This window comes from Sorangium sp. So ce1036 (assembly GCF_051369805.1).
GTDB lineage: Bacteria > Myxococcota_A > Polyangia > Polyangiales > Polyangiaceae > Sorangium > Sorangium cellulosum_F.
On the sequence record NZ_JBBMOX010000001.1, the window covers coordinates 2,849,267 to 2,876,261 of the forward strand.

Annotated in this window: 26 protein-coding genes; 20 read left to right on the plus strand and 6 right to left on the minus strand. The window is 72.7% G+C overall.

Annotated elements, in window-relative coordinates:
- Positions 1-125: 125 nt before the first annotated feature.
- Positions 126-671 (plus strand): DinB family protein, encoded by a 546-nt coding sequence (locus WMF31_RS10920; RefSeq protein ID WP_436601872.1) that lies wholly within the window; start codon positions 126-128, stop codon positions 669-671.
- Between the two features lie 307 nt (positions 672-978).
- Positions 979-1,716 carry a DUF2378 family protein gene (locus WMF31_RS10925; RefSeq protein ID WP_436601873.1) on the plus strand — a complete coding sequence of 246 codons (738 nt, stop codon included), beginning with the start codon at positions 979-981 and terminating at the stop codon, positions 1,714-1,716.
- Between the two features lie 102 nt (positions 1,717-1,818).
- Here WMF31_RS10925 and WMF31_RS10930 read toward each other — a convergent pair whose 3' ends face one another.
- A complete protein-coding gene (locus WMF31_RS10930; protein ID WP_436601874.1) occupies positions 1,819-3,144 on the minus strand; it encodes a PAS domain-containing protein in 1,326 nt (441 codons plus the stop codon).
- Positions 3,145-3,347: 203 nt separating this feature from the next.
- Between WMF31_RS10930 and WMF31_RS10935 the strand changes: the two genes are divergently transcribed.
- Complete coding sequence (locus WMF31_RS10935) at positions 3,348-3,791, plus strand: gamma-glutamylcyclotransferase family protein (protein WP_436601875.1); 444 nt, start codon at positions 3,348-3,350, stop codon at positions 3,789-3,791.
- A gap of 131 nt (positions 3,792-3,922) precedes the next feature.
- Here WMF31_RS10935 and WMF31_RS10940 read toward each other — a convergent pair whose 3' ends face one another.
- Positions 3,923-4,954: an isocitrate/isopropylmalate dehydrogenase family protein gene (locus WMF31_RS10940; protein WP_436601876.1), complete on the minus strand. Its 1,032-nt coding sequence runs from the start codon at positions 4,952-4,954 to the stop codon at positions 3,923-3,925.
- Positions 4,955-5,100: 146 nt separating this feature from the next.
- Here WMF31_RS10940 and WMF31_RS10945 point away from each other — a divergent pair, with 146 nt between their 5' ends.
- The gene (locus WMF31_RS10945; RefSeq protein ID WP_436601877.1) at positions 5,101-6,195 is read left to right on the plus strand and encodes a serine/threonine-protein kinase; all 1,095 of its coding nucleotides are present in this window, start codon (positions 5,101-5,103) and stop codon (positions 6,193-6,195) included.
- A gap of 201 nt (positions 6,196-6,396) precedes the next feature.
- Here the strand turns inward: WMF31_RS10945 and WMF31_RS10950 are convergent, their stop codons facing one another.
- Positions 6,397-7,263: an oxygenase MpaB family protein gene (locus WMF31_RS10950; RefSeq protein ID WP_436601878.1), complete on the minus strand. Its 867-nt coding sequence runs from the start codon at positions 7,261-7,263 to the stop codon at positions 6,397-6,399.
- A 297-nt stretch (positions 7,264-7,560) separates the two neighbouring features.
- Between WMF31_RS10950 and WMF31_RS10955 the strand changes: the two genes are divergently transcribed.
- The 7 genes from WMF31_RS10955 (at position 7,561) to ptsP (ending at position 13,941) form a co-directional block, all read left to right on the plus strand.
- Positions 7,561-7,905, plus strand: a complete 345-nt coding sequence (locus tag WMF31_RS10955) for a sigma-70 domain-containing protein (RefSeq protein ID WP_436601879.1) — start codon at positions 7,561-7,563, stop codon at positions 7,903-7,905.
- Between the two features lie 177 nt (positions 7,906-8,082).
- Entirely contained in the window at positions 8,083-8,448 is a 366-nt protein-coding gene (gene hpf / locus WMF31_RS10960; protein ID WP_436601880.1) for a ribosome hibernation-promoting factor, HPF/YfiA family, read from the plus strand.
- Between the two features lie 340 nt (positions 8,449-8,788).
- Complete coding sequence (locus WMF31_RS10965) at positions 8,789-9,268, plus strand: PTS sugar transporter subunit IIA (protein WP_129351096.1); 480 nt, start codon at positions 8,789-8,791, stop codon at positions 9,266-9,268.
- On the plus strand, positions 9,265-10,560 hold the full coding sequence (gene hprK / locus WMF31_RS10970) for an HPr(Ser) kinase/phosphatase (RefSeq protein WP_436601881.1): 1,296 nt from the start codon (positions 9,265-9,267) through the stop codon (positions 10,558-10,560). The genes WMF31_RS10965 and hprK overlap by 4 nt, the downstream gene beginning before the upstream one ends.
- Complete coding sequence (gene rapZ, locus WMF31_RS10975; protein ID WP_436601882.1) at positions 10,557-11,612, plus strand: RNase adapter RapZ; 1,056 nt, start codon at positions 10,557-10,559, stop codon at positions 11,610-11,612. The genes hprK and rapZ overlap by 4 nt, the downstream gene beginning before the upstream one ends.
- Positions 11,609-11,893: an HPr family phosphocarrier protein gene (locus tag WMF31_RS10980; protein ID WP_129351088.1), complete on the plus strand. Its 285-nt coding sequence runs from the start codon at positions 11,609-11,611 to the stop codon at positions 11,891-11,893. The genes rapZ and WMF31_RS10980 overlap by 4 nt, the downstream gene beginning before the upstream one ends.
- 158 nt (positions 11,894-12,051) lie before the next feature.
- Complete coding sequence (gene ptsP, locus WMF31_RS10985; RefSeq protein WP_436601883.1) at positions 12,052-13,941, plus strand: phosphoenolpyruvate--protein phosphotransferase; 1,890 nt, start codon at positions 12,052-12,054, stop codon at positions 13,939-13,941.
- Positions 13,942-13,960: 19 nt separating this feature from the next.
- On the opposite strand, the gene WMF31_RS10990 is transcribed toward ptsP, so the two are convergent.
- Positions 13,961-14,764: a helix-turn-helix domain-containing protein gene (locus WMF31_RS10990; RefSeq protein ID WP_436601884.1), complete on the minus strand. Its 804-nt coding sequence runs from the start codon at positions 14,762-14,764 to the stop codon at positions 13,961-13,963.
- A gap of 482 nt (positions 14,765-15,246) precedes the next feature.
- Entirely contained in the window at positions 15,247-16,935 is a 1,689-nt protein-coding gene (locus WMF31_RS10995) for an acyl-CoA dehydrogenase family protein (protein ID WP_436601885.1), read from the minus strand.
- 182 nt (positions 16,936-17,117) lie between these two features.
- Between WMF31_RS10995 and WMF31_RS11000 the strand changes: the two genes are divergently transcribed.
- From WMF31_RS11000 to WMF31_RS11040, 9 genes are all read left to right on the plus strand, one after another.
- The gene (locus WMF31_RS11000; protein WP_436601886.1) at positions 17,118-17,708 is read left to right on the plus strand and encodes an RrF2 family transcriptional regulator; all 591 of its coding nucleotides are present in this window, start codon (positions 17,118-17,120) and stop codon (positions 17,706-17,708) included.
- A 10-nt stretch (positions 17,709-17,718) separates the two neighbouring features.
- Positions 17,719-18,771, plus strand: a complete 1,053-nt coding sequence (gene cysK / locus WMF31_RS11005) for a cysteine synthase A (protein WP_436601887.1) — start codon at positions 17,719-17,721, stop codon at positions 18,769-18,771.
- Positions 18,768-19,559 carry a HesA/MoeB/ThiF family protein gene (locus WMF31_RS11010; protein ID WP_436601888.1) on the plus strand — a complete coding sequence of 264 codons (792 nt, stop codon included), beginning with the start codon at positions 18,768-18,770 and terminating at the stop codon, positions 19,557-19,559. Before cysK ends, WMF31_RS11010 begins: the two co-directional genes overlap by 4 nt.
- Positions 19,552-19,830 (plus strand): MoaD/ThiS family protein, encoded by a 279-nt coding sequence (locus WMF31_RS11015; protein WP_129351070.1) that lies wholly within the window; start codon positions 19,552-19,554, stop codon positions 19,828-19,830. The genes WMF31_RS11010 and WMF31_RS11015 overlap by 8 nt, the downstream gene beginning before the upstream one ends.
- Before the next feature lies 1 nt (position 19,831).
- The gene (locus tag WMF31_RS11020; protein WP_129351067.1) at positions 19,832-20,152 is read left to right on the plus strand and encodes a hypothetical protein; all 321 of its coding nucleotides are present in this window, start codon (positions 19,832-19,834) and stop codon (positions 20,150-20,152) included.
- Entirely contained in the window at positions 20,149-21,099 is a 951-nt protein-coding gene (locus WMF31_RS11025) for a PLP-dependent cysteine synthase family protein (RefSeq protein ID WP_436601889.1), read from the plus strand. The genes WMF31_RS11020 and WMF31_RS11025 overlap by 4 nt, the downstream gene beginning before the upstream one ends.
- Positions 21,093-21,656: a Mov34/MPN/PAD-1 family protein gene (locus WMF31_RS11030; protein WP_436601890.1), complete on the plus strand. Its 564-nt coding sequence runs from the start codon at positions 21,093-21,095 to the stop codon at positions 21,654-21,656. Before WMF31_RS11025 ends, WMF31_RS11030 begins: the two co-directional genes overlap by 7 nt.
- 132 nt (positions 21,657-21,788) lie before the next feature.
- On the plus strand, positions 21,789-23,519 hold the full coding sequence (gene sat, locus WMF31_RS11035) for a sulfate adenylyltransferase (RefSeq protein WP_436601891.1): 1,731 nt from the start codon (positions 21,789-21,791) through the stop codon (positions 23,517-23,519).
- Positions 23,520-23,532: 13 nt separating this feature from the next.
- A complete protein-coding gene (locus WMF31_RS11040; RefSeq protein WP_436601892.1) occupies positions 23,533-25,062 on the plus strand; it encodes a hypothetical protein in 1,530 nt (509 codons plus the stop codon).
- A gap of 19 nt (positions 25,063-25,081) precedes the next feature.
- Here WMF31_RS11040 and WMF31_RS11045 read toward each other — a convergent pair whose 3' ends face one another.
- Entirely contained in the window at positions 25,082-26,971 is a 1,890-nt protein-coding gene (locus WMF31_RS11045) for a serine/threonine protein kinase (RefSeq protein ID WP_436601893.1), read from the minus strand.
- Positions 26,972-26,995: the final 24 nt, after the last annotated feature.

A 26,995-nucleotide genomic window follows, 5' to 3' on the forward strand; every position in this document is an offset into this window, starting at 1 on the left:
GCCCTCCGCCCGCGCTCGACGGCACCCTACGACCGGGCTGCTGACACCGTGCTGTCAGCAGCGGCCGTTCGGCGCCCCTGCCGGCGCGCATGACCGGAGGTGCGCGGCGCGCGATACTCCCGCGCATGGACACACTCACCACGTTCCGCGCCATGGCCCGGAACAACGCCTGGTCGAACCACCGGCTCCACCGCGCGTGCGCCGAGCTCTCCTCCGCCGAGCTCACGGCCGAGCGGACCAGCTTCTTCCCGTCGATCCACAAGACGCTGACGCACATCCTGCTGGTCGACTGGTATTACCTGGACGCGCTCGAGCGCGGCGGACGCGGCCTCACCCTCTTCGCGGACATGGAGCCGTTCGCCGATTTTGCTGCGCTGCGCCAGGCGCAGCGCGAGGCCGATCGCCGGCTGATCGCCTTCTGCGAAGCGCTCCCGGACGAGGCCGCGCTCGACGGCGAGGTGCAAATTCAGCGCGAGGCGCACGTTCAGGTCGATCGCGTGGGGGGCGTGCTGCTGCACCTCTTCGTCCACCAGATCCACCACCGCGGGCAGGCGCACGCGATGCTCTCGGGCACGCGCGTCCAGCCGCCGCAGCTCGACGAGTTCTTCCTGGCCGAGGAGCTGCCGCTGCGCGAGGCGGAGCTCCGCGAGCTCGGTCTCCCGGTGCGCTGACGCGGTGTGTCCCCGGGGCCGAGATTCCAGGCTTCCAGGCGCGACGATCGCGTGGATCTGTGCCTGGGCGTACGCGCGCGCCCGGCTGGAGCGGAGCCCCGAACCGCCCTGAGCAACGCCGCCGCTTGCATGCCTGAAGCGGCCTTGCATCCATGCAAGGAAAATCCGCGACCACCCCCCGCGTTCGTGCGGTGAAGCGCTCCGGAGACGGCGGGCATGGCCATTGCAGAACGAAGAGCACTGTCTCCGCTGCGGTGGCTGCCGCAAGCGGTCCGTTGCGTCGAGGACTTTCCGCGGTGAGCTCCCCATGAAAGAGGTCCGCAGCGACCAGCGCGTGCAAGCAGGCGAGACCCCGGTCCCCAGGAGCGGTGTCCTGCGCACGGTGACTCGAGGCATCATGCCGGCGAGCGTGACGGTCGGCGAGGGCCCGTTCGCCGGGTCGAGCGGCGGTTCCTTCGAGGTGCGTCCGTCCGACTCGCTCCTCGGCAACATCGATATCGAGGCCGTGCTGGCGAGCGTCCCCGAGTTCCACGCGGTGAAGGGGATGTTCTTCAACGCGCTCGCGGCGACGCTCGGGGAGCGCTTCACGCAGGTGGTGGCCACCCTGTCGAGCCCCCCGCGCGGGGGGCTCTACCTGCCGTTCTCGGACTACCCGATGCGCGACTTCCTGCGGCTCTACGACGCGGCCGCGCGGCTGTCGCACCCGAACCGGAGCTCGCGGGAGGCCTACCGCCGCCTCGCCCGGCAGCAGGTCTCCGCCTTCCGGGAGAGCGCGCTCGGCCGGATCACGATGCACCTCGCCACCGACCCGGGCGCCGCGCTGATGCGCTACACGGGCAGCCTCGGCGCCCTCACGAAGGGCCCGACGGCGCGGGCGCGCCAGCTGGGGCCGTCGGAGGTGCAGATCGACATCAGCGGCTACCGCGGCGTGCTGGAGTACCCGCTCGGCAACTTCGAGGCGCTCGTCATGGGGTACGGGGCCAAGCCGACGGTCGCCGTGGACGTGCGCTCGCCGGACGCGCTTCGGTTCGTGGTGAGCTGGTAGCGGGGCGCTGGCGGGGGGCCGCGCGGCCGGGAGCGGAGCATTCTGCGCGTCGCGCCCTGGTCCGAGGTCCTGCGCTTCCAGACGGATTCAGGCCGTTCGTCGCTAGTGCCTCGTGCGAAGGAGGGCGTGCGCGATGCCGCTCTGCAGGGTGCTGAGCGTGGTGATCCCGGAGAGGTCGACGCCGAGCGTGACCAGCGTCTGCGCTACCTCCGGGCGGACGCCCGTGAGCACCACGTGGGTGCCGAGCAGCTGGGCGGCGCGCGCGGTCCGCGTCAGCGCGCCGGCGACGTGCGCGTCGACCGCGCGCACGCCGGTGACGTCCAGGATCGCGGTGTGGGCGCCCTGACTGCTGATGCTGGATAGCAGCGCCTCCATGATCTGCTCCGCGCGCGCGCTGTCGATCGTCCCTACCAGCGGCATCGCCACCACCCGGTCGGCGATCGGGATGAGCGGCGTGGACAGCTCCCGGAGGGCGGCCTGCTGGGCGACGATGATCTTCTCCTGCAGCGCGGTCCGCTCGGCCTCCGCCTCCCTCAGCGAGGTGATGTTGGTGACGACGCCGCCGAGGCCGATCGGCGCGCCGCGCTCGTCGAGGATCGGGAATTTGACCGTGTGGAAATGAATCCGCGCGCCGCCGAGCTGCAGCATCTCTTCGTACTGCTTCGCCTCCCCCCCGGCGAGCACAGCGCGCTCTCTCGCCACGACCTCGTCGATGGCCTCGGGCGCCAGGGGGCTCAACTCATGCTCATTTTTGCCGATGATCTCGACGACATGCCGCTGATAGACCTCCGCGTGAGCGCGGTTGGCGAAGAGATAGCGTCCGTCGGTGTCCTTGACGAAGATGGAGTTGCGCGAGTGGTCCACCAACTGAAGGAGCAGCTGAAGCCGCCCGAGCAGCGCGTGCTCGCTCCACGGCGGGTCGCTGGCGTCCTCGACGATCGCCGCGATCTCACGCACGGCGCCGCGGTCGTCGCGCAGCACCGCGTGGTTCCACCGGCAGAGGCGCGCCTGCCCGTCTTTCGCCCGACCCTCGCTCGTGACCGAGGCGAACCGGTTCTCCGCCCAGTCGAGCACGAACGCGCGCGCCGCGTCCGGCGACACGGGATCTGCGGCCACGAGGTCGGGGAGCCCGCGACCGACCGCCTCGCCCTCGCTCCAGCCGAAGATGCGTTCGGCGCCGTCGTTCCAGCGCGTCACCGTGCCGTCGGGGCGCCAGTGGATCCGCGCCGGCTCCGGCGTGAGCAGCCACGCGAGCGCGGCGAGCGTGGCGTGAGCGTCCGCGCTCGCCGCGTCGCGCCGCGCTACTTCCTCGGCCGCGCGGCCGCATGACCGCTCCGCCAGCGCCCTCTCCAGCTCCTGGATGCGCGCGTGCAGCGCGGCGATCTCTGACCTGAGCCGCCCATTCTCCCCCAGCCCATCGTCTGCCATTTTGTCAGACGATGGAGTCTAGACGGAGCGCTCCCGTGGTTGCAAGACGGACGAACGCGAAGAAAGTGCAACGTTCCTGTCGGGCTGCAGCTCCCCGCGGCCCCGTCGTCGTCCTCACCGGCTCACCGGCCGAGCTTGCGCCCGCTCTCTCGCTTTGCGAGGGTCTTCGCCCGGCCGCCGAACCCGTCCGAGGACCACGACCGATGACCACCAGCGAGATCGCGCTCTTCGTTTACGACAACCTCATGAAGGGCGAGGACCAGCACGGGTGGCTCGCGGCAGCCCGCCCGCTCGGCGAGGCGACCACGACCGCCCAGTACGCCCTCGTCGACCTCGGTACGAGCGGCGCCCTCGTCGAGGGCGGGCTCGTCGCCGTGGTCGGCGAGCTCTACGCCATCGCGCCCGCCGCGCTCGCCGCGCTCGACGTGCACCGAGGTCACCCGATCTTGCACCGGCGATCCGCCGTTCGCCTCGCCGACGGGCGGGAGGCCCAGGCTTACCTCCTCTCGATGGAGCAGGCGGCCGGGTGCCGCCGCGTCCGCGAAGGCGACTGGCGGAGGCGCCGCGGCGCGCCCGGCGCCGCGCGGACCCGGGACAACAGCCCGCTCGTGAGCTGGGCGAAACGCCGCTTCGATCCCCCCCGCTGAGCACCGACGAGCACGGCCCCCGCGCCCTGCTCGCTCGATCACGCCGCCCGGGGTTGGCTCGGCCGCACCACCCGCCCTCGGGCGGCGGCTGATCCCGAGGCGGCCGCGGGCGCGAGGCCCGCGGCGCCCGCTCAGCCGTTCTTGATGCGCGCCACGACGGCGTCGGTGAGCGCCCGGGTGTCCGCCTTGCCGCCGAGATCGCGGGTGCGCACCCCGTCGACGTTCAGCGCCGCGTCGATGGCGGCGCGGAGGCGACCGGCGAGCTCCCGCTGGCCCACGTGATCGAGCATCATCGCGGCGGCGAGCATCAGCGCGATGGGGTTCGCGACGCCCTTGCCGGCGATGTCCGGCGCCGAGCCGTGCACCGCCTCGAAGATCGCGGCGTGCTGTCCGATGTTCGCGCCCGGCGCCATGCCGAGGCCGCCGACGAGGCCCGCGAGCTCGTCCGACAGGATGTCGCCGAACAGGTTGGTCGTGACGATGACGTCGAACTGCCACGGGTTCAGGACGAGCTGCATGGCGCACGCGTCCACGATGCGCTCGTCGGTGTCGACGCGGCCGGCGTAGGTCCTGGCCACCTCGCGCGACGTGTCCAGGAACAGGCCGGTGAGGGCCTTCATGATGTTGGCCTTGTGGACGATGGTGACCTTCTTGCGGCCGTGCTTCTCCGCGTAGTCGTACGCGAACTCGGCGATGCGGCGCGAGCCCACGCGGGTGTTCACGCCGGAGCCGATCGCGACCGCGTGCTCGTCGCTGCCGATGGGGATGTAGTGCTCGAAGCCCACGTACAGGCCCTCGAGGTTCTCGCGCACGAGCACGATGTCGATGTTCTCGTAGCGGCCGCCGGGGATCAGCGTGCGCGCGGGCCGCACGTTGGCGTAGAGCTTGAATTCCTGCCGCAGGCGCACGTTGGAGGAGCGGTATCCGCCGCCGATCGGCGTCTCGAGCGGCCCCTTGAGCGCGAGCTGCGTGCGGTGGATGCTGTCGAGCGTGACCCGGGGCAGCGGGTCGCCGAACTCCTTGACGCCGGCCATGCCGGCCACGCACGTCTCCCATTCGAAAGGCGCGCCGAGCGCGTCGAGGGCGCGCAGCGTCGCCTCCACGATCTCGGGGCCGATGCCGTCTCCGGGGATGAGGGTCGCGGGATGTTTCTGTGAGGTCACGGGCTGTCTCTCGGTCTCGGGGTGAATCGTGCGGCCAGGGAGAGTCGCACGTATTGCCGACGTCCGCTCGGCGATCTACCACGCTTTGGCGGCGAGACGCCCCATGACCGCAGCCGGGGCGGACAATGCTCGAGGCCCCTTGCGTCTTGAGGAATCTCGCGCCCGCCGTCATGATGACGCGCGCCATGATCTGCCCGCGCTGCCGCCGCGCGTACGCCGACCGGTCCTATGGCTTCTGCCCCGAGGACGGCGCCCGCCTGGTTCAGACCCTCTCGGCCGCCCCGCCGGCGAGGCCGACGCGGCAGTTCGGCGCCGTCCTGGAGGATCGGTATGTGATCCAGGGCTTCATCGGCGCCGGCGGCATGTCGCGCGTCTACCTCGCGGCGGACAGCCGCACGAGAGAGCAGGTCGCGATCAAGATCTTGAACCGCAGCTTCGCCGCGGACCGGGCCCAGCGGGCGCGCTTCCTCCGCGAGCTCGAGGTGGCGGCCGAGCTCGGGCACCCCAACATCATCCAGGTCCTCGACGCGGGCGAGCGCGCGGACGGCGCTCCGTTCATCGTGCTGGAGCTGCTCACGGGCGAGTCCGTGGGCGCGCTGCTCCGGCGCGAGGGGGCGGTGTGCGAGGCAATGGCGCTGTCGCTGGTACGGCAGGCGGCGTCGGCGCTCGCCGCCGCGCACGCGGCCGGCATCATCCACCGCGACGTGAAGCCGGACAACATGTTTCTCGTCAGCGCCGGGGGCGGCCCGCGCGTGCTCAAGATGATGGACTTCGGCTTCGCGAAGGTGCGATCGGGCCCCGCGACCGCGACCGGCATCGTGCTCGGCACGGTCCCCTACATGGCCCCGGAGCAGGCCCTCGCGGATCCCATCGACGGCCGCACCGACGTCTACGCCCTCGGCGTCACCCTGTTCCGCATGCTCACTGGCCAGCTGCCGTTCTCCTCGCCGGACGACGTGGTGGTCGTCGCCCAGCACGCCTGCGCCCCGGCTCCCCGGCTGAGCGCGCTCCGCCCCGACATCGATCCCCGCGTCGAGGCGCTGGTCGAGACGGCGCTGCGCAAGCTGCCCGGGAACCGCTTCGATTCCATGCAATCGCTGCTGGAGGATGTCGAGCGCATCCTCGGCGTCCGCGCCGGGGAGCCGGTCGGGGCCGTGCTCAGGAAGACCCCGGACGCCTACGAGCCGGTGAGCCCGGCCGCGCGTGAGGCCCTGAAGTTCCTGCGCCGCCAGCTACCCTGAATCGTTCCTGAAACATTCATGAAAAAGAACCTCTGGGACCTCTCTGAAAAGAATCTCAAATGTCCCTGAACGAATCTCTGAAACCTCTCTGAAAAGCATCTCAAACGTCCCTGAACGAATCTCTGAAACCTCTCTGAAAAGAGCTTCTCGAGCCTCCCTGGCCGCAAGAGCGGGCTTGCTTTGAGAGCAGAGGTGTGCTCGTCACCGCGCGCCGAGGTCCTCGATGCGGTAGCCGTCCGGGTAGGTGCGGTTCCTCTTCTTCGTGATGAGGTGCGGCGAGCGCCGGGGCGGCATCGCCCGCAGCAGGGAGCCGCGCGCGCGTAGCGCCGCCTCGACGATGCGGCGCATCGCGCGGGACGGACGCGGCAGCCCGACCGCCTCGAGCAGGCGATCGTCGAGGAGCGCGTGCATGACCGCCGCCCCGAGCGGCCACAGGGCTCTCGGCAGCACCCAGCCCAGCATCATGTCCCGCGTCGCCACGGCGAGCCTGCGGTTGTCCTCCGAGAACCAGAGGTGCTCCGCCTCGTAATCGAGGTTGAAGCGCTCGAACGCCTCGTAGCTCGGCGGGATGTCCTTGATGTTCATGAGCGCTCCGACCTGCTTCCAGTAATGATACGACGCGAGCTTTTCTTTCTCGATCAGCTTGCGCCAGCCGAAGCGCTCGTTCCAGCGGATGGGCTCGAAGATGAACGTCGATAGCGTGTAGAGGTACTCGTCGTTCGGGATGACGTGACGATGGTGCTGCCGGTTCATGCGCCGCAGCGCCGCCCGTCCGCGCTCGCTGTCATATCCGTTCTCCAGCATCTCGGCGAGGAGGAGGACCGTGTCGTCATAACGCTTCTGCGTCCGCACGAGGAGCTCGCCAGTCTGCACCAGGAGCGCCGATGTGCTGGCGACGCCGAAGACGCGGAGCAGCGCGAGCTCCAGGGCGCGCCGCGTGTCCCAGGGGAAATCATGGCATGTCGAGAGGAAGGTGATCTCCTGGTGATCGGCGACCGGGTCGAGGTTCGCCGCGATATGGTCGCGGATCGCATGGCGTGAACGCGAGTCGGGAGGAGCCCAGCGCATGGGGATCTCCCGATCCTATCAGCTCGATCGAGCCGTCGTGTCGATCCTGGCCCCGTGTTCGCGGCGCGGGCGCCGCCTGACCGACGAGGGGCGATGGCGGCGCGCGCGCCGGGCGCTCCCTGCCTGCAGCGCGTCATGAGGGGGGCGGGCGCGACCGGGGCGGTGGCCCTCCGCGCGCCTCGCGAGGCCAGGCAGGCTTGCCTGACCGCGCGCGGGCGGGCGGGGCGCTCGGGGCGCCGCGCTCCCGGGAGCGCGCCCCGGCGTGCGCGCGCGGCGCGCAGGTGCCACCCTGGCTCCGTGCGGCCTGTCATCGACGACATTTTCCAGGAGCTCCTCACACGCCATCAGCCGACCGGCCGGGTGGACCTCAACGACATCGCCGAGGTCGTGGGTCGACGGCCGGTCTCGTACGAGGACGTGGAGCACCTCATCGACCGTCTCGAGGCCGCGGGCCTGCGCGTCGCCGAGCCGCTCGAGTCGGGCGACGTCGAGGTGCTCCGCGCCGTCCTCGTCAGCGCGCGGCGGCTCACCTCCGAGCTCGGGCGCAGGCCCACCGTCGGCGAGATCGCCCTGGCCTCGGGTCACGCCCCGCACACGGTGCGCCGGGCGCTGGAACAAGCCGGCCGCGCCATGCCTTGTTGATCTCGCTGACGCAGAGCGTCCCGGCGGCGCGCTCACCGGGACCGACATGAACAAAACGATGCGCTGCTTTGAGGGCAGACCCGAGCTGGAGGTTAGTGTTATTATGGAGATGGAGGGGTGCTCTGTAGCCGTAGTCGATGGTTTCCTCTACGCGTCAGGGAAGGAAGGCTGGGCCCGATGAACATCACGATCACGTTCCGGCACATGGTGGGTACCGAGGCCGTCAAGAAGTACGCGCACGAGAAGGTCGCCAAACTCCAGAAATTTCTCCGTCAGGCGATGACGGCGCAGGTGACCCTCTCCGTCGAGGGGCTGACCCACGTCGCCGACGTCCGCATCTCCTCCGGCAGCCTGGCGTTTCAGGCGACCGAGCGGGGCGAGGACATGTACGCGTCGATCGACATGGTGCACGACAAGCTCGAGCGGCAGATCCGCGATGGCAAGGGGCACACCATAGCGCGCAAGCGCGGCGGCACGAGCGCCGGCGAGTACGCCGCCGAGGTGGAACGGGAAGTGGAGGCGGCGGCGCGCTCTCGCTCGTGAGCCGCCGCGTTCGCCGCTGAGGCTGCGCCGGGCGCCCGGTTGAGGCTGCGCCGGACGCTCGCCAGAGAGCGACGCGCGGCGCACCCACCGGCCCCGGGCAGGTGGTGCCCGGGGCCGGGGCGCGCTGCCCTCCTCGGCCGGAGCGGGCGCGCGGCAGCCCCGCGCCGGCGGCGAGGCTGAACATCACCGCCCTCCGGGACGCCTCGCCGCGATAGCCTCCTTGAGTCGCGTCCCCGAGGTCCTCAGGGTACGATGGATCCATCGGCACGCTCGGCCCCTCGCCGAGCTCCGCGTGCGCCGTCCCCGTGCCCTCTCACCTCGTTAGAGCGCCGAAATCAGCATGCAAGTCTGCGACATCTTGTCCGCGCACCAGGTCTCCGTCGCCAGCGAGCAGGAGGGGCTCGTCCGCTCCAAGGCGGAGGCCCTCCGCCGGCTCGCCGCCCTGCTCGCGGCAGGACAGCAGAGGGTCGAGACCGAGGACATCGAGCGGGTGCTCGTCGAGCGCGAGCGTCTGCAGTCCACGGGCGTCGGGGGCGGGGTGGCCATCCCCCACGGCGCCATGGAGGGCGTCGAGCGATTGACCGGCGCCGTCCTGCTCTGCCCGAAGCCGATCGACTTCGACGCGATCGACGGGGCGCCGGTGTCCATCCTCGTCGCCGTGATCGGGCCGAAGCGGGCCACCGGGGAGCACCTCAAGACGCTGGCGCGCATCTCCCGCCTGCTGCGTGACGAGGCCTTCCGGAGGCGGCTGCTCGGCGCCTCGACGGGGCGCGCGGCGTTCGATCTCATCGCCGCGGAGGAGGGGAGGTCGACGTCATGACCGGAGAGCACGGCGGCAGGCACGAGGGGCGCGGGGGCGGGCGGGCGCCGCGCTCCGCCGGAGCGGTGCGGCTCGACCAGCCCTCGATCTCCGTGCGGAGCCTGATGGCCGACGAGGCGCTCGGCATCGAGCTCACGCTGCTGGCGGGCGCCGCGGGCCTCGATCGGCTCGTCATGAACCCCCGCATCCAGAAGTCGGGGCTCGCGCTCGTCGGCCACTTCCACGGCATCGTCCCGACGCGCGTGCAGATCCTCGGGCAGACCGAGCTCTCGTTCCTCCACAAGCTCTCCCGCGAGGACCGGCTCCTGTCGCTGCGCGGCTTCTTCGGGCTCGGCCTGTCGTGCCTCATCCTCACGCAGGGCGACCAGCCGCTCGAGGCGAGCGCGCCCGGCGCCGGCGCCGTCCCCGTGCCGGAGCTCGCGCAGTGCGCGGAGGAGACCGGGACGCCCCTGCTCGTCTCGGCGGTGCGATCGAGCGCCACGATCACCGCGCTCCACGCGCTGCTCGACGACCGGCTGGCGCCGCGGCTGCGCCTCCACGGCGTGCTCGTCGACGTCTTCGGCGTGGGCCTCCTGCTCATGGGGTCGAGCGCGATCGGCAAGAGCGAGTGCGCGCTCGATCTCGTGATGCGCGGCCACAGGCTCGTGGCCGACGACGCGGTCGAGTGCGACTACCGCCCGCCCGGCATGATCTTCGGCGCCCCGGCGGAGCTGCTCCGGTACCACCTCGAGGTGCGCGGCCTCGGCATCCTCAACGTGAAGGATCTCTTCGGCGTCACCTCGATCCGCGAGCGCAAGCGGATCGACGTCGTGGTCAAGCTGGTCGAGTGGTCGAGGGAGACCGAGTACGACCGGCTCGGGCTGGACGATCGCTACCACACCATCCTCGGCGTGCGGATCCGGGAGCTCGTGATCCCGGTGCGTCCTGGCCGCGACATGGCGTCGATCCTCGAGGTCGCCGCCCGCAACGAGCTGCTGAGGAACGCCGGGTTCCACGCGGCGCGCGAGTTCTTCGGCAACGTCGAGGGCGAGCTGCTCCGCGATCGCTCGCAGGAGGAGTCGTCCGTGCCGCCGCCGGTGACGCTCGCGGAGGAACCGTCGCCGCGGGGGGCGGCGCAGCCCGGCGCGCTCCGCGCCCCGCGGCCTGCCGGCGGCGTGGAGCCGCACCATCCGCCCAGCAGCGCCTTCCGGCAGCCCGGGGAGCGGGGCCACCCGCCCCCGGATCGCCCGGGCTCCGGGTTCGTCGCGACCGAATCGTCGGTGAGCCTGCCGCGGCCGAGGAGGCGAGGGTGAGCGACACGAGCAAGAGCGCCCAGCAGGGCCCGGCCGCGAGCGCGCCGGGGCGCGTCGTCGTCGTCACGGGCCTGTCCGGCGCGGGCAAGTCGACGGCGCTCCACGCCCTCGAGGATCTCGGCTTCTTCTGCGTCGACAACCTGCCCACCTCGCTCGTCCGGCCGGCGGTGGAGGCGTGTGAGGCGGGCGGGATCACCCGGATCGGGCTCGGCATCGACGTCCGGGTCGGCTCGTTCCTCGCGGGCGCGACGGCGGCGCTCGACTCCATCCGGGTCGGCCGCGACGTGGTGATCCTGTTCCTGGACGCCTCGGACGAGACGCTGCTCCGGCGCTTCAGCGAGACCAGGCGCCCGCACCCGCTGACGACGGGCGGCAGCGGCGCCATCGCGATGCTCGACGGGGTGCTGCTCGAGCGCGAGCGGCTCGCGTCGCTGCGGGCCAGGGCCACCATCCAGCTCGACACCACGCGCCTGTCGACGCACGACCTGCGCCGCGTGGTCATCGAGCGGCTGCGCCCGGGGAAGGTCGACGTGCCCCGGATGTCCACCCGGTTCGTCTCGTTCGGTTACAAGTACGGCATCCCGCTCGACGCGGATCTGCTCTTCGACGTCCGCTTCCTCGACAACCCCTATTTCGTCCACGGCCTCCGGGAGCTGACCGGCAACGACGAGCCCGTCCGGGACTACATCCTGAGGAACGGAGACGCCCTCGAGTTCATCAGCAGAACAGAGCAGCTGCTCTCGTTCTGCATGCCGCGCTACGCCAGCGAAGGAAAGAGCTACCTGACCGTCGGCATCGGGTGCACCGGCGGCCGGCACCGATCCGTCGTGCTCACCAACGTGCTCAGCGACAGCCTCCGGCGGAAGACGGGGCTCCCGATCACGGTCGTGCATCGGGACGTCGCTCGAGCGAGCGCGAGTGTAGTACCCTCGGGGGCGGGCGAGGTCATGGCCGGGGTCGCGGGCGCCGACCTCCGACGGGCGCAGCCGGGGGCGGCCGCGCCGGAGCCCCGCCCGGCGCCGGAGGAGAGCGTGACGGGGGGCGAGCGGTGACGAGCGACGCGGTGACGAGGCGGTTCACCATCATCAACGCGCGGGGGCTGCACGCCCGCGCAGCCACGAAGCTCGTGCAGCTCGCCGGGCGGTACGATTGCGAGATCTCCCTGTCCGGCCCCGACGGGCAGTCGGCGAACGCGAAGAGCGTGATGGGGGTGCTGCTGCTCTGCGGCTCGATGGGCACCCAGATCGAGGTCCACGCGACCGGGGACCAGGCCGCCGAGGCGGTGTCCGCCATCGGCGAGCTCATCGCGTCGCGCTTCGGAGAGCCCGAGTGACGCGCGGCCCGAACGCGCTCTCCGCGGAGGGTCCAGGCGATCCTCCAGTCCCGGCGGACGCTGCCCGGGGCGACCCGGCGGCGCCCGGCGCGCGGGGGGAGGGGTTGGCGCCAGGCGGCCGGGGCGACCCGGCGGCGCCCGGCGCGCGGGGGGAGGCGATGGCGTCAGGCTGTCGGTGCGACTCGACGGCGCCCGGCGCCCGGATGGAGACGCTGCGGGGCATCGCCGGCTCGCCCGGGGTCGCCATCGGCACCGCGGTCGTCGTCGGCGCGAAGAGGGCGGAGCACCCGCGCCGCCGCGTCGGCTCCGGCGAGGTCAAGGCCGAGCTCGCGCGCTTCGCGGCCGCGGTCGAGCGCGCCCAGGGCGAGCTCCGCGACATGGCGAAGCGCGTCGGCGATCACCGCGCCGAGGCGTCGATCCTCGAGGCCTACCTGCTGATGCTCGGCGACGAGGCGCTCGCCGACGCCGTGGAGCGCCAGGTCACCGAGGAGCGGCGCTGCGCCGAGTGGGCGGTCGCCGTCGCGTGCGACGCGATCGCGGCGCGCTTCGCCTCGCTCGACGACCCGTACCTGCGCGAGCGCAGCCATGATCTCACGTTCGTCGCCGAGCGCCTGCTGCGCGCGTTCAGCGCCCCGCCGAAGGAGCCGCCGTCCTCGCCGGACGCCTCGCCGCTCTCGACCCGCAGCCTGAGCGAGCTGCAGGGCGTGAGCGTCCTGCCGGCGACGCTCGGCGCCACGCTCCCGCGCTTCTCCGGGCCGACGATCCTCGTGGCGCACGACCTGTCGCCGGCCGACACCGCCGCGATGGTCGAGGAGCCGGTCGTCGGCTTCGTCACGGAGGTCGGGACCCGCACGAGCCACACCTCGATCATGGCCCGCGCGCTGGAGATCCCGGCCGTGGTGGGCGTCAGCGACCTCCTGCAGCGCGTGTCGACGGGCGACCTCATCGTGATCGACGGCCTGCGCGGCGCGGTGATCGTGCGCCCGGGGCCGGTCGAGCTCGCCGAGGCGCGGGCGCGCGCCGAGCGCCACGTCGCGCTCGCCAAGGAGCTCGCCGAGGCCCGCCACCGCGCGGCCCAGACGAAGGACGGCATCCGGGTCTCGCTCCGGGCCAACGTCGAGCTCCCGGCCGAGGCGATCCTCGCGCGCGACCAGGGCGCCGAGGGCATCGGCCTCTACCGGACCGAGTTCCTCTACATCGATCGCACGTCCCCGCCCTCGGAGGAGCAGCAGTTCGAGATCTTCCGCGCCGTGGTCGAGGCGCTCCGCCCGAAGCCGGTCACGCTGCGCACGTTCGACATCGGCGGCGACAAGTTCGTCTCCACCTTCCAGGTGCCGCCCGAGATGAACCCGATGCTCGGCCTCCGCGCCGTCCGGCTCGCGCTCTCGCGCCCCGACGTGTTCCTCGAGCACCTGCGCGCCATGGTGCGCGCCTCCGCGTACGGCGACGTGCGGATCATGATCCCCATGGTCGCCGGCCTGGGCGAGCTCCGGCAGGTGCGCGCGCTGCTCCGCCGCGCGCAGGAGCAGGTGCGCGCCCGCGGGCAGCCGTGCGCCGACGAGATCCCGCTCGGCGTGATGATCGAGGTGCCCGCGGCCGCGATCATGGTCGACCACTTCGCGCGCGAGGCCGCGTTCCTGAGCCTGGGGACGAACGACCTCATCCAGTACGCGCTCGCGGTCGACCGGACGAGCCGCTCGCTCGCGTACCTGGCCTCGCCGTTCGATCCGTCGATCCTCCGGCTGATCTCGAAGGTGATCCAGGCGGGGCAGGATTTCGACCGCCCGGTCTCCATCTGCGGCGCGATGGCGAGCGATCCGCTGGCCGCGCTGCTCCTGCTCGGCCTCGGCATCCGCGATTTCTCGATGGAGGCCGCGGCGATCCCCGAGATCAAGGAGACGCTCCGGCGCGTCACGGTCGCGGAGGCCGAGGCGGTCGCGGCCGAGGCGCTCACGTGCGCCACGGCGGAGGAGGTCGAGTGCTGCGTCGCCGCGGCCTTCGCGCCGGATCTCTACGATCTGCTGACGGGCGAGCGCGAGGCGAAATGACCTGACGAGCTCCCCGCGTTCAGCGCGGCTGGAACGCCTTGAACGCCGCCTCGGCGCGCTGCGAGGTGCTCACGGTCTCGACGATGCGGAAGCCCCCGCGGAGATAGAAGCCCTCGAAGTGCAGGACGCTCTCGCCCTCGGCGGGCTCGATCTCCCAGTAGCGCGAGCGCTCCTTCGTCGTGCCGAGGATGGCGATGCGCCGCCACCCCGGCGGGATGGTGCCTGTCCACTCCGCGCCGTGCCGCTCCGTGAGCTCGAACTCGTCGCGGCTGTGCTTCACCCGGAAGCTCGCGTCCGGCCCCGAGCCGATGCGCGCGTCGAGCACGCCCCCGGGCGGGCCCTTGGCCGCCTGATCCTGCCGCCTTGGCCCTCGCTTGCTCACGCGGTAGCCCCCGACCGAGCGCGGGTCCAGGTAGTACGTCCCGCCCTCCTTGCTCGCGCGCAGGCGGCCCGCGTAGATGGCCTGGCGCACCGCGCTCTCCGAGATGCCGAGCTGCTGCGCCGCGTCGGGCACCGTCATCGTGTAACGCGCCCGCGACGACGCCGCGGGCTCCGTCGGCCGCCGCTTGCGCGCGATGCAGTCGAGCATCACGTGGAAGATCGGATCGCGATACACCTCGGCGGTCGCGACGCTCCGGCCGGCCATCACCGTCCTGTTCAGCAGCGGGTTCTCCGGGCCGAACACCAGATCGTTCAGGTCGGCCTCGGTCACCGAGGGCTCCTTCGCCGCCGCCAGCACCCGGCGCAGAAAGTCGCCGAGCTCGCCGACCGGCGTCGCGAACTCGACCGTCTCGCCGGACAGCAGCGTGTATTCCGTCTTCATCTCGCCCCTTCGCAAGCTCGTCGTGTGCGCTGGCGAACGCCGCACGCGTGCTCCGGGGCCGCGCGAGCCCGAGCCGTCCCCAGGGCGGACGAGGTCCCTCACCGGCGCCGGAATCGGCGCCCGCAGGCGGATCTCACCCGCCGGGGGCACCGGGCCCGCGGCGCCGACCTCCCATGGCCAGGCCGCTCGCACGTCGTCCCCGCGGGCACGCGTTCAGCGCCGCAGCAACGGCATTACTGTATGCCCGTTCAGTTAGTTCCGTCTAGTGCCTTCGCGCGACGATAGGACAAATCTCGTCCCGAGCTCGCAGCGGCGTTTTCTTGTAAGTGGCCGCAATCAATTGAATTTTTGGTGGAGATCGGTGCGCGCCAGGAGGATGGAAAAATCGTCGCCCCGTGCGGACGAGGACGGATCGAGGGGCTGGCAGGCGTCCGCGGTGGGGGTGATGGGGGTTCTGTTCAGTGTTCGTGGGCGTCGCGTGTTCAGGTGTCGGGCGTCTGCCCCACCTCGGCGAGCGCCTCGATGGTGTCGCGGTCGTGGTCGCGGATGCAGTCGACGCCGTTGCGCGTGAACTGGACCGCCGCGGCCAGCGCGGTCCGGCTGCGCTCGCGGTCCATCGCCCACGCCGCGTGGCGCACGAGCAGCGCGAGCTCCAGCGCCCGGCCGAGCGTGATCGCCACCCGCCGGGCGCCCGCCTCGAGCCCCGGGCGGTCGGTGCCCGCCATCTCCTTGATCCACGCGCGCGCGTGGGACACGGCGCGCGACGCGGCCGTCTCGGCCTCGGCGAGCTTCGGCTCGACCACGCCGGTGAGCAGGCGCGCCACCTCGGCCGCCAGCACGTCGAGCGAGCTGTCCTTCATGATCACGCGCAGCGCGTCGAGGGCGAGCACGTTCGTCGTGCCCTCCCAGATCGGCAGCACCTGCGCGTCCCGGAGGAGGCGCGGCAGGCCCGTGTCCTCCACGTAGCCGGCCCCGCCGAACGCCTCGAGCACCTCGCTCAGCACCGCGACCGCCTGCTTGGCGGTCGTCAGCTTCGCGATCGGCACGAGCAGCCGGAGCAGCTTCGCCTCCGACTCGGTGAGCGAGCCCGTCTCCTCGCGCCCGAGCAGCTCGATGGCGCGGAAGGTGAGGTGGAAGGCGCCCTCGAACTCGGCCTGGAGCTCGGCGAGCGTGTCCATGTGGAGCGGCTTGTCCGCGAGCGCGGTGCCGAACTGCACGCGGCGCCGGGCGTAGGAGCGCGCCAGCGCGAGCCCCCGGCGCATCCCGGCGACCGCGGCGACCGCGTTCCACGTGCGCGTCACGTTCAGCATCGGCGCGATCGCCCGGACGCCGTTCGTGAGCCCGGTAACCGGCGTCGCGAGCACGCCCTCGAGCCCGATCTCGGCGGTCGGGAGCTTGCGCGTGCCGAGCTTGTCCTTCAGCCGGTGGAGCACCACGCCCTCGCGCCGGCCGCCCTCGCCCGCGAGCTCGACGTAGAACAGCGCGAGGCCGCGGCTGCCCTCCGGGTTGCCCTCGGGCCGCGCCAGGGCGAGCGCCATCTCGGACGTGGCGGCCGAGGCGAACCACTTCGTCCCGTGGAGCCGGTAGGTCCCGTCCGGTCCGGGCCGCGCGACGGTCTCCGTCCTCCCCACGTCCGAGCCGCCGGTCCGCTCCGTCATCCACTGGCCCGACGTCCAGGCGCTCGCCGGATCGCGGGTCGTGAGCCGCGGGACGGCGCGGTCGATGAGCGCGCGGTTGCCGCTCTCCAGCAGCGCCCGCGCGGCGCCGTCGGTCATCGCGAGCGGGCACGTGTAGACGTCGCTCGACGCGTCGAACAGGTACGCGAGCGCGAACTGGTGGATGCGCGAGAACGCCCCGTGCGCCCGCTCGTACGCCGTGGCCACGACCCCGTGCTCGCAGGCGATCCGCGCCGCCTCCTTCCAGAGCGCCGTGACCTCGACGTGGTCGACCCGCCTGCCCCAGGCGTCCCACGACGTGAGCGTCGGCTCGCTCGTGCGGTCCGCGAGCTGCAGCCGGTACAGGGGGCCGCCGGCGAGCGCGCCCATCTCGCGCAGCGAGGGGGTGATCGCCGCGGCCACGTCCCGCGGCAGCGCGCGCGCGAGGTACGACCGCAGCACCCGGTCGTCGTCGTACTGGTTCCCGAGCGTGGGGGGGTCTTGATAGAAAGCCACCGGCCGACTCCTAGGTTGGTGCGCCGCGGCCCGAACAATGCGGCGCATGCGCGCCGATCGCGTTCCGCGCGCCCATGCGGCCACGCGCGGCGACTCGCAGCCTCGATGGATTCGAAGCTACTGAACCCGTCCCTTCCGGTTCAACAGGAAGCCGAAGCCGCGTCGCGGCGATCCGGCGATCGATGAAGCTCGGCTGGCAATTTCACCCCGACCAGGCGGCCTCCGCGGTGCGGGCCGGTGCGTCGTCGTACGAGAACAACGTCAAGTCGTGGATCGGGCTGTTCTTGACTTCTCCGATGTACCAATGCATATCGATGGCGGTGAAGCTCTCGAACAAGGGTCGCTACGGGGTGCGCGCATTGTTCGACATTGCGTTCCACAACGAGGGGCGGCCGACGCAGATCCGCGAGATCTCCGAGCGGGAGCTCATCCCGGCCCGCTTCCTGGAGCAGATCTTCCAGGACCTGAAGAAGGCCGGGCTCATCAGCTCGAAGCGGGGGCCGCGCGGCGGCTACCACCTCGCGCGGCCCGCGAGCGAGATCAGCCTGGGCGACGTGGTCCGCGCGCTCGAGGGGCCGGTCGCGGTGCTCGCGCCGGACGACGAGCGCCCGGGGAGCGCGCCGCCCGACCCGCTCACCTCCGTGTTCCAGGATCTCGCGGCGGCGATCGAGCGCTGCTTCGACTCGGTGTCGATCGCCGACGTCTGCGAGCGAGGGGTCGCGCTCGGCGTCCGCCGCAAGGGGCGGCCCGAGCGGTCGACCTACGTGATCTGAGCCGACCGCCATGAGCAAGCCCGACCCGACCGTGCACTTCTCCGGCGACCGCCCCGCGGCGGCGACCGCGCTCCCCCCGTTGCCCTCGCACCCGCGCGTCGTCGAGAGCGTGCTCGATCTCGTGGGCGACACGCCGCTCTTCGAGATCCGGCGCCTCGACGCGGAGGCGCCGCGGGGGCGCGTCTTCGGCAAGGCCGAGCAGCAGAACCCGGGCGGCTCGCTGAAGGACCGCATCTGCCTCGCGATGATCGAGGGCGCCGAGGCGCGCGGCGAGCTGCGCCCGGGCTCGGGCGTGATCATCGAGCCCACGTCCGGCAACACCGGCATCGGGCTCGCGATCGTCTGCGCGGCCAAGGGCTACCGGTGCATCCTGACGATGCCCGCGAGCATGAGCCTCGAGCGGCGCCAGCTCCTCGAGGCCTACGGCGCCGAGGTCGTGCTCACCGAGCCCGAGCTGCAGATGGAGGGCGCCATCGCCAAGGCGCGCGCGCTCGCGGCGGAGATCCCGGGCGCGATCCTGCCGAGCCAGTTCGACAACCCCGACAACCCGCGCGCGCACGCCGAGACGACCGCGCGGGAGATCCTGCACGCCATGGCCGACCTCGACCCGCCCGGCACGGCCAGCAGCGGCCCCCGGCGGTCGCTGACGATCGACGCGTTCGTGGCCGGCGTGGGCACGGGCGGCTCGGTGAGCGGGATCGGGCGCGTGCTCAAGCGGGTGCGCCCGGCCACGCGCGTCATCGCGGTGGAGCCGGAGTCGTGCGCGACGATCTCGCGGGGCGAGCGCGGGCCCACCAAGATCCAGGGGCTCGCGGCCGGGTTCGTGCCCGACAACTACGACGCGAGCGTCGTCGACGAGGTGCGCACCGTGACCGATCGCGCCGCGTACGAGACGAAGGCGGCGCTCGCCAGGCAGGAGGGCCTGCTCGTCGGCATCAGCGCCGGCGCCGCGGTGCGGGTGGCGCTCGACGTCGCCCGCGAGCTCGGCCCGGACGCGTGCGTCGTGACCGTCCTCTGCGACACCGGCGAGCGGTACTTCAGCCTCGACGAGTACTTCCGATGAGCGGCGGCGGCGAGGCGATCCGCGGGTGCGCGCTCGTCGTCGGGGCGGGGGGCATCGCGCACCCCGCCGCGCTCGCGCTCGCCGCCGCCGGGGTCCGCGACCTCCGGATCACCGACGACGACCAGGTCGAGATCACCAACCTGCACCGGCAGATCCTGTTCGACGACGCCGACCTCGGCCGCCCCAAGCTGGACGCGTTCGCCGAGGCGCTCGGCCGGAGGTTCCCCGGGATCCGCGTGGACCGCCGGCCCGGCCGCTTCACGCCGACCACGGCCGCCGACCTCCTGGACGGCGTCTCGGTCGTCGTCGACGCGACCGACAACTTCGCGTCGCGCTTCCTGATCGCCGACGCCTGCCACCTCGCCGGCGCGCCGGTCGTGCACGCCGCCGCGGTGCGCTGGCGCGCGACCGTGATGGCCGCGCCGGGGCCCGGCGCCCCCTGCTACCGCTGCCTCTTCGAGGACCTGCCCGCCGGGCAGGCGCCGGACTGCGCGACGGCCGGGGTGGCGGGCCCGGTGTGCGGCGTGGCCGGCGCGATCGCGGCCGACCGGGCGCTCGCGATCCTCGCGGGCGACGCGTCGGTGTTCGGCCGGATCGCGACCTACGACGGCCGCTCGGACACGCTGCGGAGCGTCGCCGTCGCGGCGCGGCCCGGCTGCGCCCTGTGCGGCGAGCGCGCCACGATCGCGACCCTCGACGTATCCCGCTATGTCATCTCGTGCGCTGAAGGGGACCGCGGGAGCGGCTCCCCGGCCCACCTCAACACTGGAGAGCAAGACCATGGCTGAAACCGCGACCGTCCGCATCCCGACCCCCCTCCGCACCCTCACCGGCGGGCAGGACGAGGTGAGCGCCGCCGGCGGCACCGTCGGCGAGATCATCGAGAACCTCGAGAAGAGCTACCCCGGCATCCGCGACCGGCTCCTCGACGAGAAGGGCGTGCGGCGCTTCGTGAACATCTTCGTCGGCGACGAGGACATCCGGTTCCTCGACGGGCTCAAGACGCCGGTGAAGGGCGGCGATCAGATCGCGATCGTGCCCGCGATCGCCGGAGGCTGAGGTGATCGACCCGCGCTACCTCCGCCAGGTGCTCCTCGCGGAGATCGGCCCCGAGGGGCAGGCGAGGCTCGGGGCGGCGACGGCGCGCGTGCTCGGCGAGGGCGCGGCCCCGCTCGCGCACGAGGTGGCGGCGCGCTACGCGCGCGGCGCCGGCTTCGGCGCGCTCGCGGAGGGCGCGATCGACGTCGACGCGCTCGCGCCCGCGGACCTCGTCCGTGCCCCGGCGGCGCGCGCCGTGCTCGCCGGGGCGCGGGCGGCGCTCGCCGAGCTGCGCGCCGCGCTCGGGCTCCACGGCGCCGCGGCGGAGGGCAGGCCGTCGTGAGGCGCTCGCTCGCCCGCTCCCGCCGGATGGCGTCGGTCGTCGACGCCGTGGGCGACACGCCGCTCGTGCGCCTCGCGCGCGTGGCGCGCGAGGCGCCGTCGGTCGAGGTGTACGCCAAGCTCGAGTTCGCGAACCCGGGCGGCTCCGTGAAGGACCGCGCCGCGCTGCGGATGATGAGCCGCGCGGCCGCGGACGGCCGCCTGACGAGCCAGAAGACGCTGATCGACTCGACGAGCGGCAACACCGGCGTCGCCTACTCGCTCTTCGGCGCGGCGATGGGCTTCCGCGTGGCGCTCGTGATGCCGTCGAACGTGTCGAAGGCGCGCAAGGACATCGCGCGGGCGTTCGGCACCGAGCTCATCTTCAGCGACCCGATGGAGGGCTCCGACGGCGCGATCCGCCACGTGCGCGCGCTGGTCGAGCAGGACCCGGAGCGGTACTTCTACCCGGACCAGTACTCGAACGAGGACAACCCGCTCGCGCACTACCACGGCACGGCGAGGGAGATCCTCGAGGCCGTCGGGGACCGGATCACGCACTTCGTCGCCGGGCTGGGCACGAGCGGCACCATCGTCGGGACGAGCCGGCGGCTCCGGGAGCACCACCGGCCGATCCGCTGCATCGCCGTGGAGCCCGCCGACGCGCTGCACGGGCTGGAGGGGCTCAAGCACCTGCCGAGCTCGCTCGTCCCCGGCATCCACGACGCGAGCGCGTACCACGAGACGATGCGGATCACGACGGAGCAGGGCTGGGACATGGCCGACCAGCTCGCGCGCGAGGAGGCGCTCCACGTGGGGCACTCGGGCGGCGCGGCCGTCTTCGCGGCGGTCGAGGTGGCGAAGCGCCTGCACCGCGAACAGCAGGGCGGGTGCGTGGTCGCGATTGTCCCGGACCGGGGCGATCGCTACTTTGCACCGATGAAATGGGAGAAGCGCTACGTATGGTGACAGCTCACCCCTGGACCGCGGGCGGGGTGTTCCTTAAGTCCAGCGTCCTCAAGGCGGTCGAGGACGAGGCGCTCGCCGGCTACGCGCGCGACGAGGAGGCGTGCGGGTACCTCAAGGGGCCGGCGGCCGAGCCGCTGCTCTGCGACGAGCACGTCCGGATGGAGAACATCGCGAACAAGCTCCACGCCATCGACCCGGAGCGTTACTTCCGGACGGCGCGGACGTTCTTCGACTTCAATGGCAAGCGCTTCTCCGATGCCGTCGAGAAGGGGGCCTCGGAGGGCCGCCCCGTCAAGGTGCTCTATCACTCGCACCTCGACGCCGGCGCGTACTTCAGCCCGACCGACGCCGCCATGATGAGCGGCGGCGAGCCGCCTGCCGAGGAGGGAGGCGCCATCACGATGGGGCCCGGGCCGGCCTTCCCGCTCGCGTTCCTCGTCACGAGCGTGCGCGGCGGCGCGGGGCGTCCGGACGGCCGGCCCTACATCGCCGAGCACCGCCTCTTCGTGTGGGACGGCGCCGCGTTCGTCGCGTCGACGTTCTCCGTCATCGATTGAGCGGCCGCGTCGCTTTTTCGTCGAGCCGGGGCGCGCGCCCGCGGCCCACGTGCCAGCGTCACTCGCAGGGCGCTGCCATCCAGGCCCAGAGGCCGAGCCCCTAGTCCCTTGATCACCGAAGGAGTTGCCTAAATGTCAGGTTTTGTTGTCTGGTTCACCGGTCTGAGCGGCGCTGGCAAGAGCACGCTCGCGGCGATGCTTTCGGCCGAGCTCCGCGCCCGCGCCGTCCACGTGGAGGTGCTCGACGGCGACGAGGTGCGCACGAACCTCTCGAAGGGCCTCGGGTTCTCGAAGGAAGATCGCGACACGAACATCCGGCGGATCGGATACGTGGCGAAGCTCATCGCCCGCTCGGGCGCGTGCGCGATGACGGCCGCCATCAGCCCGTACAAGGCGATCCGCGACGAGCAGCGGGCCCAGATCCCCCACTTCGTCGAGGTGTACTGCTCCTGCTCGATCCCCGTGCTCACCGAGCGCGACGCGAAGGGGCTCTACAAGAAGGCGCTCGCGGGCGAGATCAAGAACTTCACCGGCATCGACGACCCGTACGAGGCGCCCGAGAACCCCGAGGTGGTCGTCCACACGGACAAGGAGACCAAGGAGGAGAGCCTCGCCAAGATCCTCGCGAAGCTCGAGGAGCTCGGGTACATCCCGCGCCGCGGCGGCGTGGCCGTGGCGCCGGGCGCGGCGGCGGCGGGGGCCCGCGGGCTCATCGCGCCGCACGGCGGCGAGCTCGTGAGCCGCTGGGTCGAGGGCGCGGAGAAGGCGGCGCTCGCGGAGCGGGCGAAGGGGCTGCCGGTCATCGATCTCGACGAGCGCACGGAGAGCGACGTCGAGATGATCGCGGTCGGGGCGTTCTCGCCGCTGCGCGGCTTCATGAGCTCGAAGGACTACCTGCGCGTCGTGCGGGAGATGCGGCTCGAGAACGGCCTCCCGTGGTCGATGCCGATCACGCTCGCCGTCTCGGAGCAGGCGGCGGAGGGGCTCCGCGTGGGCGCCGAGGCCGCGCTCCGGGCGCGCGACGGACGCATCGTCGCGGTCATCGAACTCAACGACAAGTGGCGGCCGAACAAGGAGCTCGAGGCGCAGGAGGTCTTCCGGACGACCGAGACGAAGCACCCGGGCGTCGCCTACCTGATGAGCACGGGGCCCGTGTACGTCGGCGGCGAGATCCGCGTGCTCGAGCGGCCGGTCGCGTCGCCGTTCCCGGCGTACGACCGGAGCCCGGCCGTGACGCGGGCGTACTTCGCCGAGAAGGGGTGGCGCCGCATCGTCGGCTTCCAGACGCGGAACCCGATCCACAGGGCGCACGAGTTCATCACCAAGACGGCGCTGGAGATCTGCGACGGGCTGATGATCCACCCGCTGGTCGGCGCGACCAAGTCGGACGACATCCCGGCGGACGTGCGGATGCGCTGCTACGAGGAGCTCATCGCGAACTACTACGTGAAGGATCGCGTGCTCCTCTCGATCTACCCGGCGGCGATGCGCTACGCGGGGCCCCGCGAGGCGATCTTCCACGCGATCGCGCGCAAGAACTACGGCTGCTCGCACTTCATCGTCGGGCGCGATCACGCCGGCGTCGGCAACTACTACGGCACGTACGACGCGCAGGAGCTGTTCAATGCCTTCAGCCCCGGGGAGCTCGGCATCCAGCCGCTCTGCTTCGAGAACGCGTTCTACTCGAAGGTGGTCGGCGCGATGGCCACCGCGAAGACGGCGCCGGGCGACGCGTCGACGCAGGTCAACCTGTCCGGTACGAAGGTGCGCGAGATGCTCCAGCGCGGCGAGCTGCCCCCGCCGGAGTTCTCCCGTCCGGAGGTGGCGCGCATCCTCATCGAGGCGATGCGCAGCCGGTCGTAGGCGAGGAGGCGTGATGGCAGCGGCGCGCGGCGTCGTCGAGCGGGGCCGCCCTGCGGCCCCGGGCCTCGCGTGCGGCGCGCGCGCCGCGGCCTCCGCGGTCTCCGTCATGGCCGCGCTCGCCGGCCTCTTCACGGCGGCCCCGGCGCGCGCGGACCTCGGCGACGACGCCGCGCGCCTCGCGCGGATGTGGTCGCTCTCCGGCGCGCGGGTCGCGCGCCTCCCCCCGATCTTCGTCGAGCACGGCCGCTCCAGGGCGGTGGCGGTGTCCCCGCCGCCGCCGGCGCGCGCTGGCGCGGGCGGCGCGCGTCCTGCGGGCGGCGCGGGCGCTGCGGGCACCGCGGGCGTTCCGGGCGCTGCGGGCACCGCGGGCGCTGCGCGTACCGCCGGCGATGCGCGTACCGCCGGCGATGCGCGCGCCGCGGGCGATCCGGCGGCCGCGGCGGTGGCCGAGTGCCTCACCGTCGCGGTCCTCGCGCCGCGCGTCGTGGAGTTCACGCTGGAGCCCGAGCCGCTCCTGGACGACACCTCCGCGCTCGAGGCGCTCGCGCACCGGCTGCGCGGCCAGGCGCCCGAGGACGATCGCCGCGTCCGCAGCGTCGCCGGGGCTGCCTCGGTCACGCGGTGCGGTCCGCTGCGGGATGAGCTGCGCCGCGTGGTGATCGACGTGATCTCGCCGCGCGCGGCCTTCGAGATCGTCGTGGCGGCGTCGAGCGGGCCGCCCGCGCGCATCGCGTCGATCTTCCCGGAGCGGGTGTTCGGCCCGGTCGCGCCGCGCGGCGACCCGGGCCGGCCGGCCGACCCCGGGCCGCTCGACCCCCGGGCGGCGCGGGCCGCGCGGCGCGCGCGCGCGGAGGGGGCCTCGCGCGTCGTGCAGACCGAGATGGACGCCTCGGTGGTCGGGACGGGGCAGTTCTCGATCAAGCTCGCCGAGGGCTGTCACCGGCTCGACCTGATGGCCCAGGTGCCGCGCGCCACCGTGCGCCGCGCGACCGACGTCGACGCCGAGGCGCGCGAGGCCGGCTCGGGGCGGGTGCTCGATCGCGACCGGTCCGACGCGCCCGACGCGCGGCTCGACTTCTGCCTGGGCGAGCCGGCCGTGGTGGAGGTGCCCTTCCTGGGCGCCGCGGGCCCGGTGAAGGTCGTGCTGTCCGACGCGCACTGGCCGCTGCCCGCCTTCGTGCCCGGCCACTTCGGCGCGCGCGTCCGGGGCGGCCTGGCCGCCGCGCTGCACCGCCGCCACGCGCCCGCGCCGCGCGCGCAGGCGATCGCCGAGGCCGTCGGCGCGCAGGGCGACACGCTCATCCCGGTCCCGATCGAGCCGGGCCGCTGCTACTTCGCCGCGGCGGCGCTGGTCCGGGGCGATGTGCGCGTGCTCAGGATCTCGGCCGAGGTGGGCGACCGCGCCGCGCGCGACGACGCCGGCGAGCGCGGCGAGGGCGCCGGCGTCGCCTTCTGCTCCGACATCGAGGAGAGCGCGGCCATCCGCGTGGCCGCCCGAGGCAGCGCGCCCGTCTGGGTGCTCGCCGTCTGGCCGATGGACTGAGGCCGCCGCGCTCGCAGGCTCACCCCGGCGCGCCGCGGCGCGCCCCGCGCTGCGGCCTCCTCGGGCCGCGCGTGGTGGCCTGCTCCGACCCGGGGCCGGCGACGGCGCCCGGCTGCGCCCGCTCCGGCAGGAGCTGGCGGAGCTGCCACGCCTGCAGGAAGGCGCGCCGCTCCGCGTCGCGCAGGGCGTGCTGGTGCTGGCCCATCATGAACGCCGGGACGACCAGCATGAACAGGGTCGCCAGCGTCAGCGCCGTCATCGTCGGGACCTTCGAGTGCTCGACCGCCTGGGGCAGGATGATCATCGCGCCGTCGGTGAACTCGTAGGAGCGCGGCACGACGCCCGCGTACTCGATCCACGTGGCGAGCAGCACCGCGACGCACCCGGTCACGACCACGGCGACGCGGTAGGCGGTCCTGTACGTGAACGAGTTGCCGTACGTGAAGATGACGAGGAGCATCGGCATGAAGAGCAGCGGCCCGAAGCCGCGGCCGACGAACAGGAACGCGAGCACGTTGAAGACGAACCCGGCGTATGCGTACCACTCCGCGGAGGGGCGGTGGACGACGCGCGCCGCGACGAGCTTCATCCCCGCCGCCAGGGCGGTGAACCCCAGGATCATGCCGAAGACCTTCCACTCCCGGACGCCGAGCCACAGCGCGGCCACGAGCGTCGCGATCGCCGTCGCGAGCAGCTCGGCGCGGACGCCCGCGTGGAGCTGCAGCCGGTGCCGCGCCGCCGCGGCCGCGTCGAGCTCGGCGAGCACCTCCTGCGGCAGCTCGCGCGGCGGCTCGGTGAGCGTGCGCCGGAGCGTCTCGAGGGCGCGCTCGTTGGACGGGTCGAGGGCGAGCGCCTGGCCGACCTCGCTGAGCAGCGTCTTCCGGGCGCTCTCGGCCTCCTTCCCGCCGGCGAGCGCCTTCTCCACCTTCTCCTCGGCCAGGCTCGCGTGCCGCGCGGCGAGGTCGCGGCGCAGCTCGACGTCCCGGGCGCCGTCGAGGAACCGCTCGACGGCCTCGTAGAGCGCGCGGGCGGACGGGTAGCGCTCGAGCGGATCGCGCCGCGTCGCATTCAGGCAGATCGCGTCGAGCTCCGGGGGCACCTCGCGCTCGGGCGCGCGCACCGACGCCCGCGCGTCGGCGCCCTGCAGGAGCGAGCTCAGCATCTCGTTGCGGTCGCGCTTCGGGTGGAGCGGCTGCAGCGTGAGGAGCTCGAAGAGGATGGCGCCGAGCGAGTACACGTCGCTGCGCGGGTCGAGCGTGTCGACGCACCCCTGCGCTTGCTCCGGCGACATGTAGCCGAGGGTCCCGAGCACATCGCCCGGGATGGTCCTCGTGCTCATGGGATCCTCGCCCATGTCGAGCATCTGGAGCGGCGTGTCGATGAGCTTGGCGACGCCCCAGTCGAGCAGGTACACCTCGCCGAAGTCGCCGAGCATGATGTTCGCGGGCTTGAGGTCGCGGTGCAGCACGCCGCGCGCGTGCGCGAAGTCCACGGCGAGGCAGATCGAGGAGAACGCGGTGAGGAGCTTGCGGCGCGAGAAGCTCTGCAGGGCCGCGGGCTCGCCCTCGCGGAGCTCGCTCAGGATCCGCGCGAGCGTGAGGCCCCGGAGGCGCTTCATCGTGAAGTACGCCGAGCCCTTGGCGTCCACGCCGAGGTCGTAGACGGGCACGATCGAGGGGTGCTCGAGCTGGCCCTGGACGCGCGCCTCGCGGATGAACCGGTGCCGGAGCGTGGTGTCGCCCTGGTGCTCGGCGCGGATGACCTTCATGGCGACGTCGCGGCCGATGCGGCGGTCCCGGCAGAAGTGGACCTCGCCCATCCCGCCGACGCCGAGGAGCGCGCGCATCTCGTAGCGGGGGCCGTCGCCGGTGAGCTCCGAGAGCTCCGCCCGGCCGCGCCCGGGGTTCACGGGCGCAGGGCTCTGTCCGTGCGA

What these genes read in the sequence shown, in the direction of transcription:
- WMF31_RS10920 (WP_436601872.1), top strand. Translation starts at nt 126, where the DNA reads ATGGACACACTCACCACGTTCCGCGCCATGGCCCGGAACAACGCCTGG.
- WMF31_RS10925 (WP_436601873.1), top strand. Translation starts at nt 979, where the DNA reads ATGAAAGAGGTCCGCAGCGACCAGCGCGTGCAAGCAGGCGAGACCCCG.
- WMF31_RS10930 (WP_436601874.1), bottom strand. Translation starts at nt 3,144, where the DNA reads ATGGCAGACGATGGGCTGGGGGAGAATGGGCGGCTCAGGTCAGAGATC.
- WMF31_RS10935 (WP_436601875.1), top strand. Translation starts at nt 3,348, where the DNA reads ATGACCACCAGCGAGATCGCGCTCTTCGTTTACGACAACCTCATGAAG.
- WMF31_RS10950 (WP_436601878.1), bottom strand. Translation starts at nt 7,263, where the DNA reads ATGCGCTGGGCTCCTCCCGACTCGCGTTCACGCCATGCGATCCGCGAC.
- hpf (WP_436601880.1), top strand. Translation starts at nt 8,083, where the DNA reads ATGAACATCACGATCACGTTCCGGCACATGGTGGGTACCGAGGCCGTC.
- WMF31_RS10965 (WP_129351096.1), top strand. Translation starts at nt 8,789, where the DNA reads ATGCAAGTCTGCGACATCTTGTCCGCGCACCAGGTCTCCGTCGCCAGC.
- hprK (WP_436601881.1), top strand. Translation starts at nt 9,265, where the DNA reads ATGACCGGAGAGCACGGCGGCAGGCACGAGGGGCGCGGGGGCGGGCGG.
- ptsP (WP_436601883.1), top strand. Translation starts at nt 12,052, where the DNA reads ATGGCGTCAGGCTGTCGGTGCGACTCGACGGCGCCCGGCGCCCGGATG.
- WMF31_RS10990 (WP_436601884.1), bottom strand. Translation starts at nt 14,764, where the DNA reads ATGAAGACGGAATACACGCTGCTGTCCGGCGAGACGGTCGAGTTCGCG.
- WMF31_RS11000 (WP_436601886.1), top strand. Translation starts at nt 17,118, where the DNA reads ATGAAGCTCGGCTGGCAATTTCACCCCGACCAGGCGGCCTCCGCGGTG.
- cysK (WP_436601887.1), top strand. Translation starts at nt 17,719, where the DNA reads ATGAGCAAGCCCGACCCGACCGTGCACTTCTCCGGCGACCGCCCCGCG.
- WMF31_RS11010 (WP_436601888.1), top strand. Translation starts at nt 18,768, where the DNA reads ATGAGCGGCGGCGGCGAGGCGATCCGCGGGTGCGCGCTCGTCGTCGGG.
- WMF31_RS11015 (WP_129351070.1), top strand. Translation starts at nt 19,552, where the DNA reads ATGGCTGAAACCGCGACCGTCCGCATCCCGACCCCCCTCCGCACCCTC.
- WMF31_RS11030 (WP_436601890.1), top strand. Translation starts at nt 21,093, where the DNA reads ATGGTGACAGCTCACCCCTGGACCGCGGGCGGGGTGTTCCTTAAGTCC.
- sat (WP_436601891.1), top strand. Translation starts at nt 21,789, where the DNA reads ATGTCAGGTTTTGTTGTCTGGTTCACCGGTCTGAGCGGCGCTGGCAAG.
- WMF31_RS11040 (WP_436601892.1), top strand. Translation starts at nt 23,533, where the DNA reads ATGGCAGCGGCGCGCGGCGTCGTCGAGCGGGGCCGCCCTGCGGCCCCG.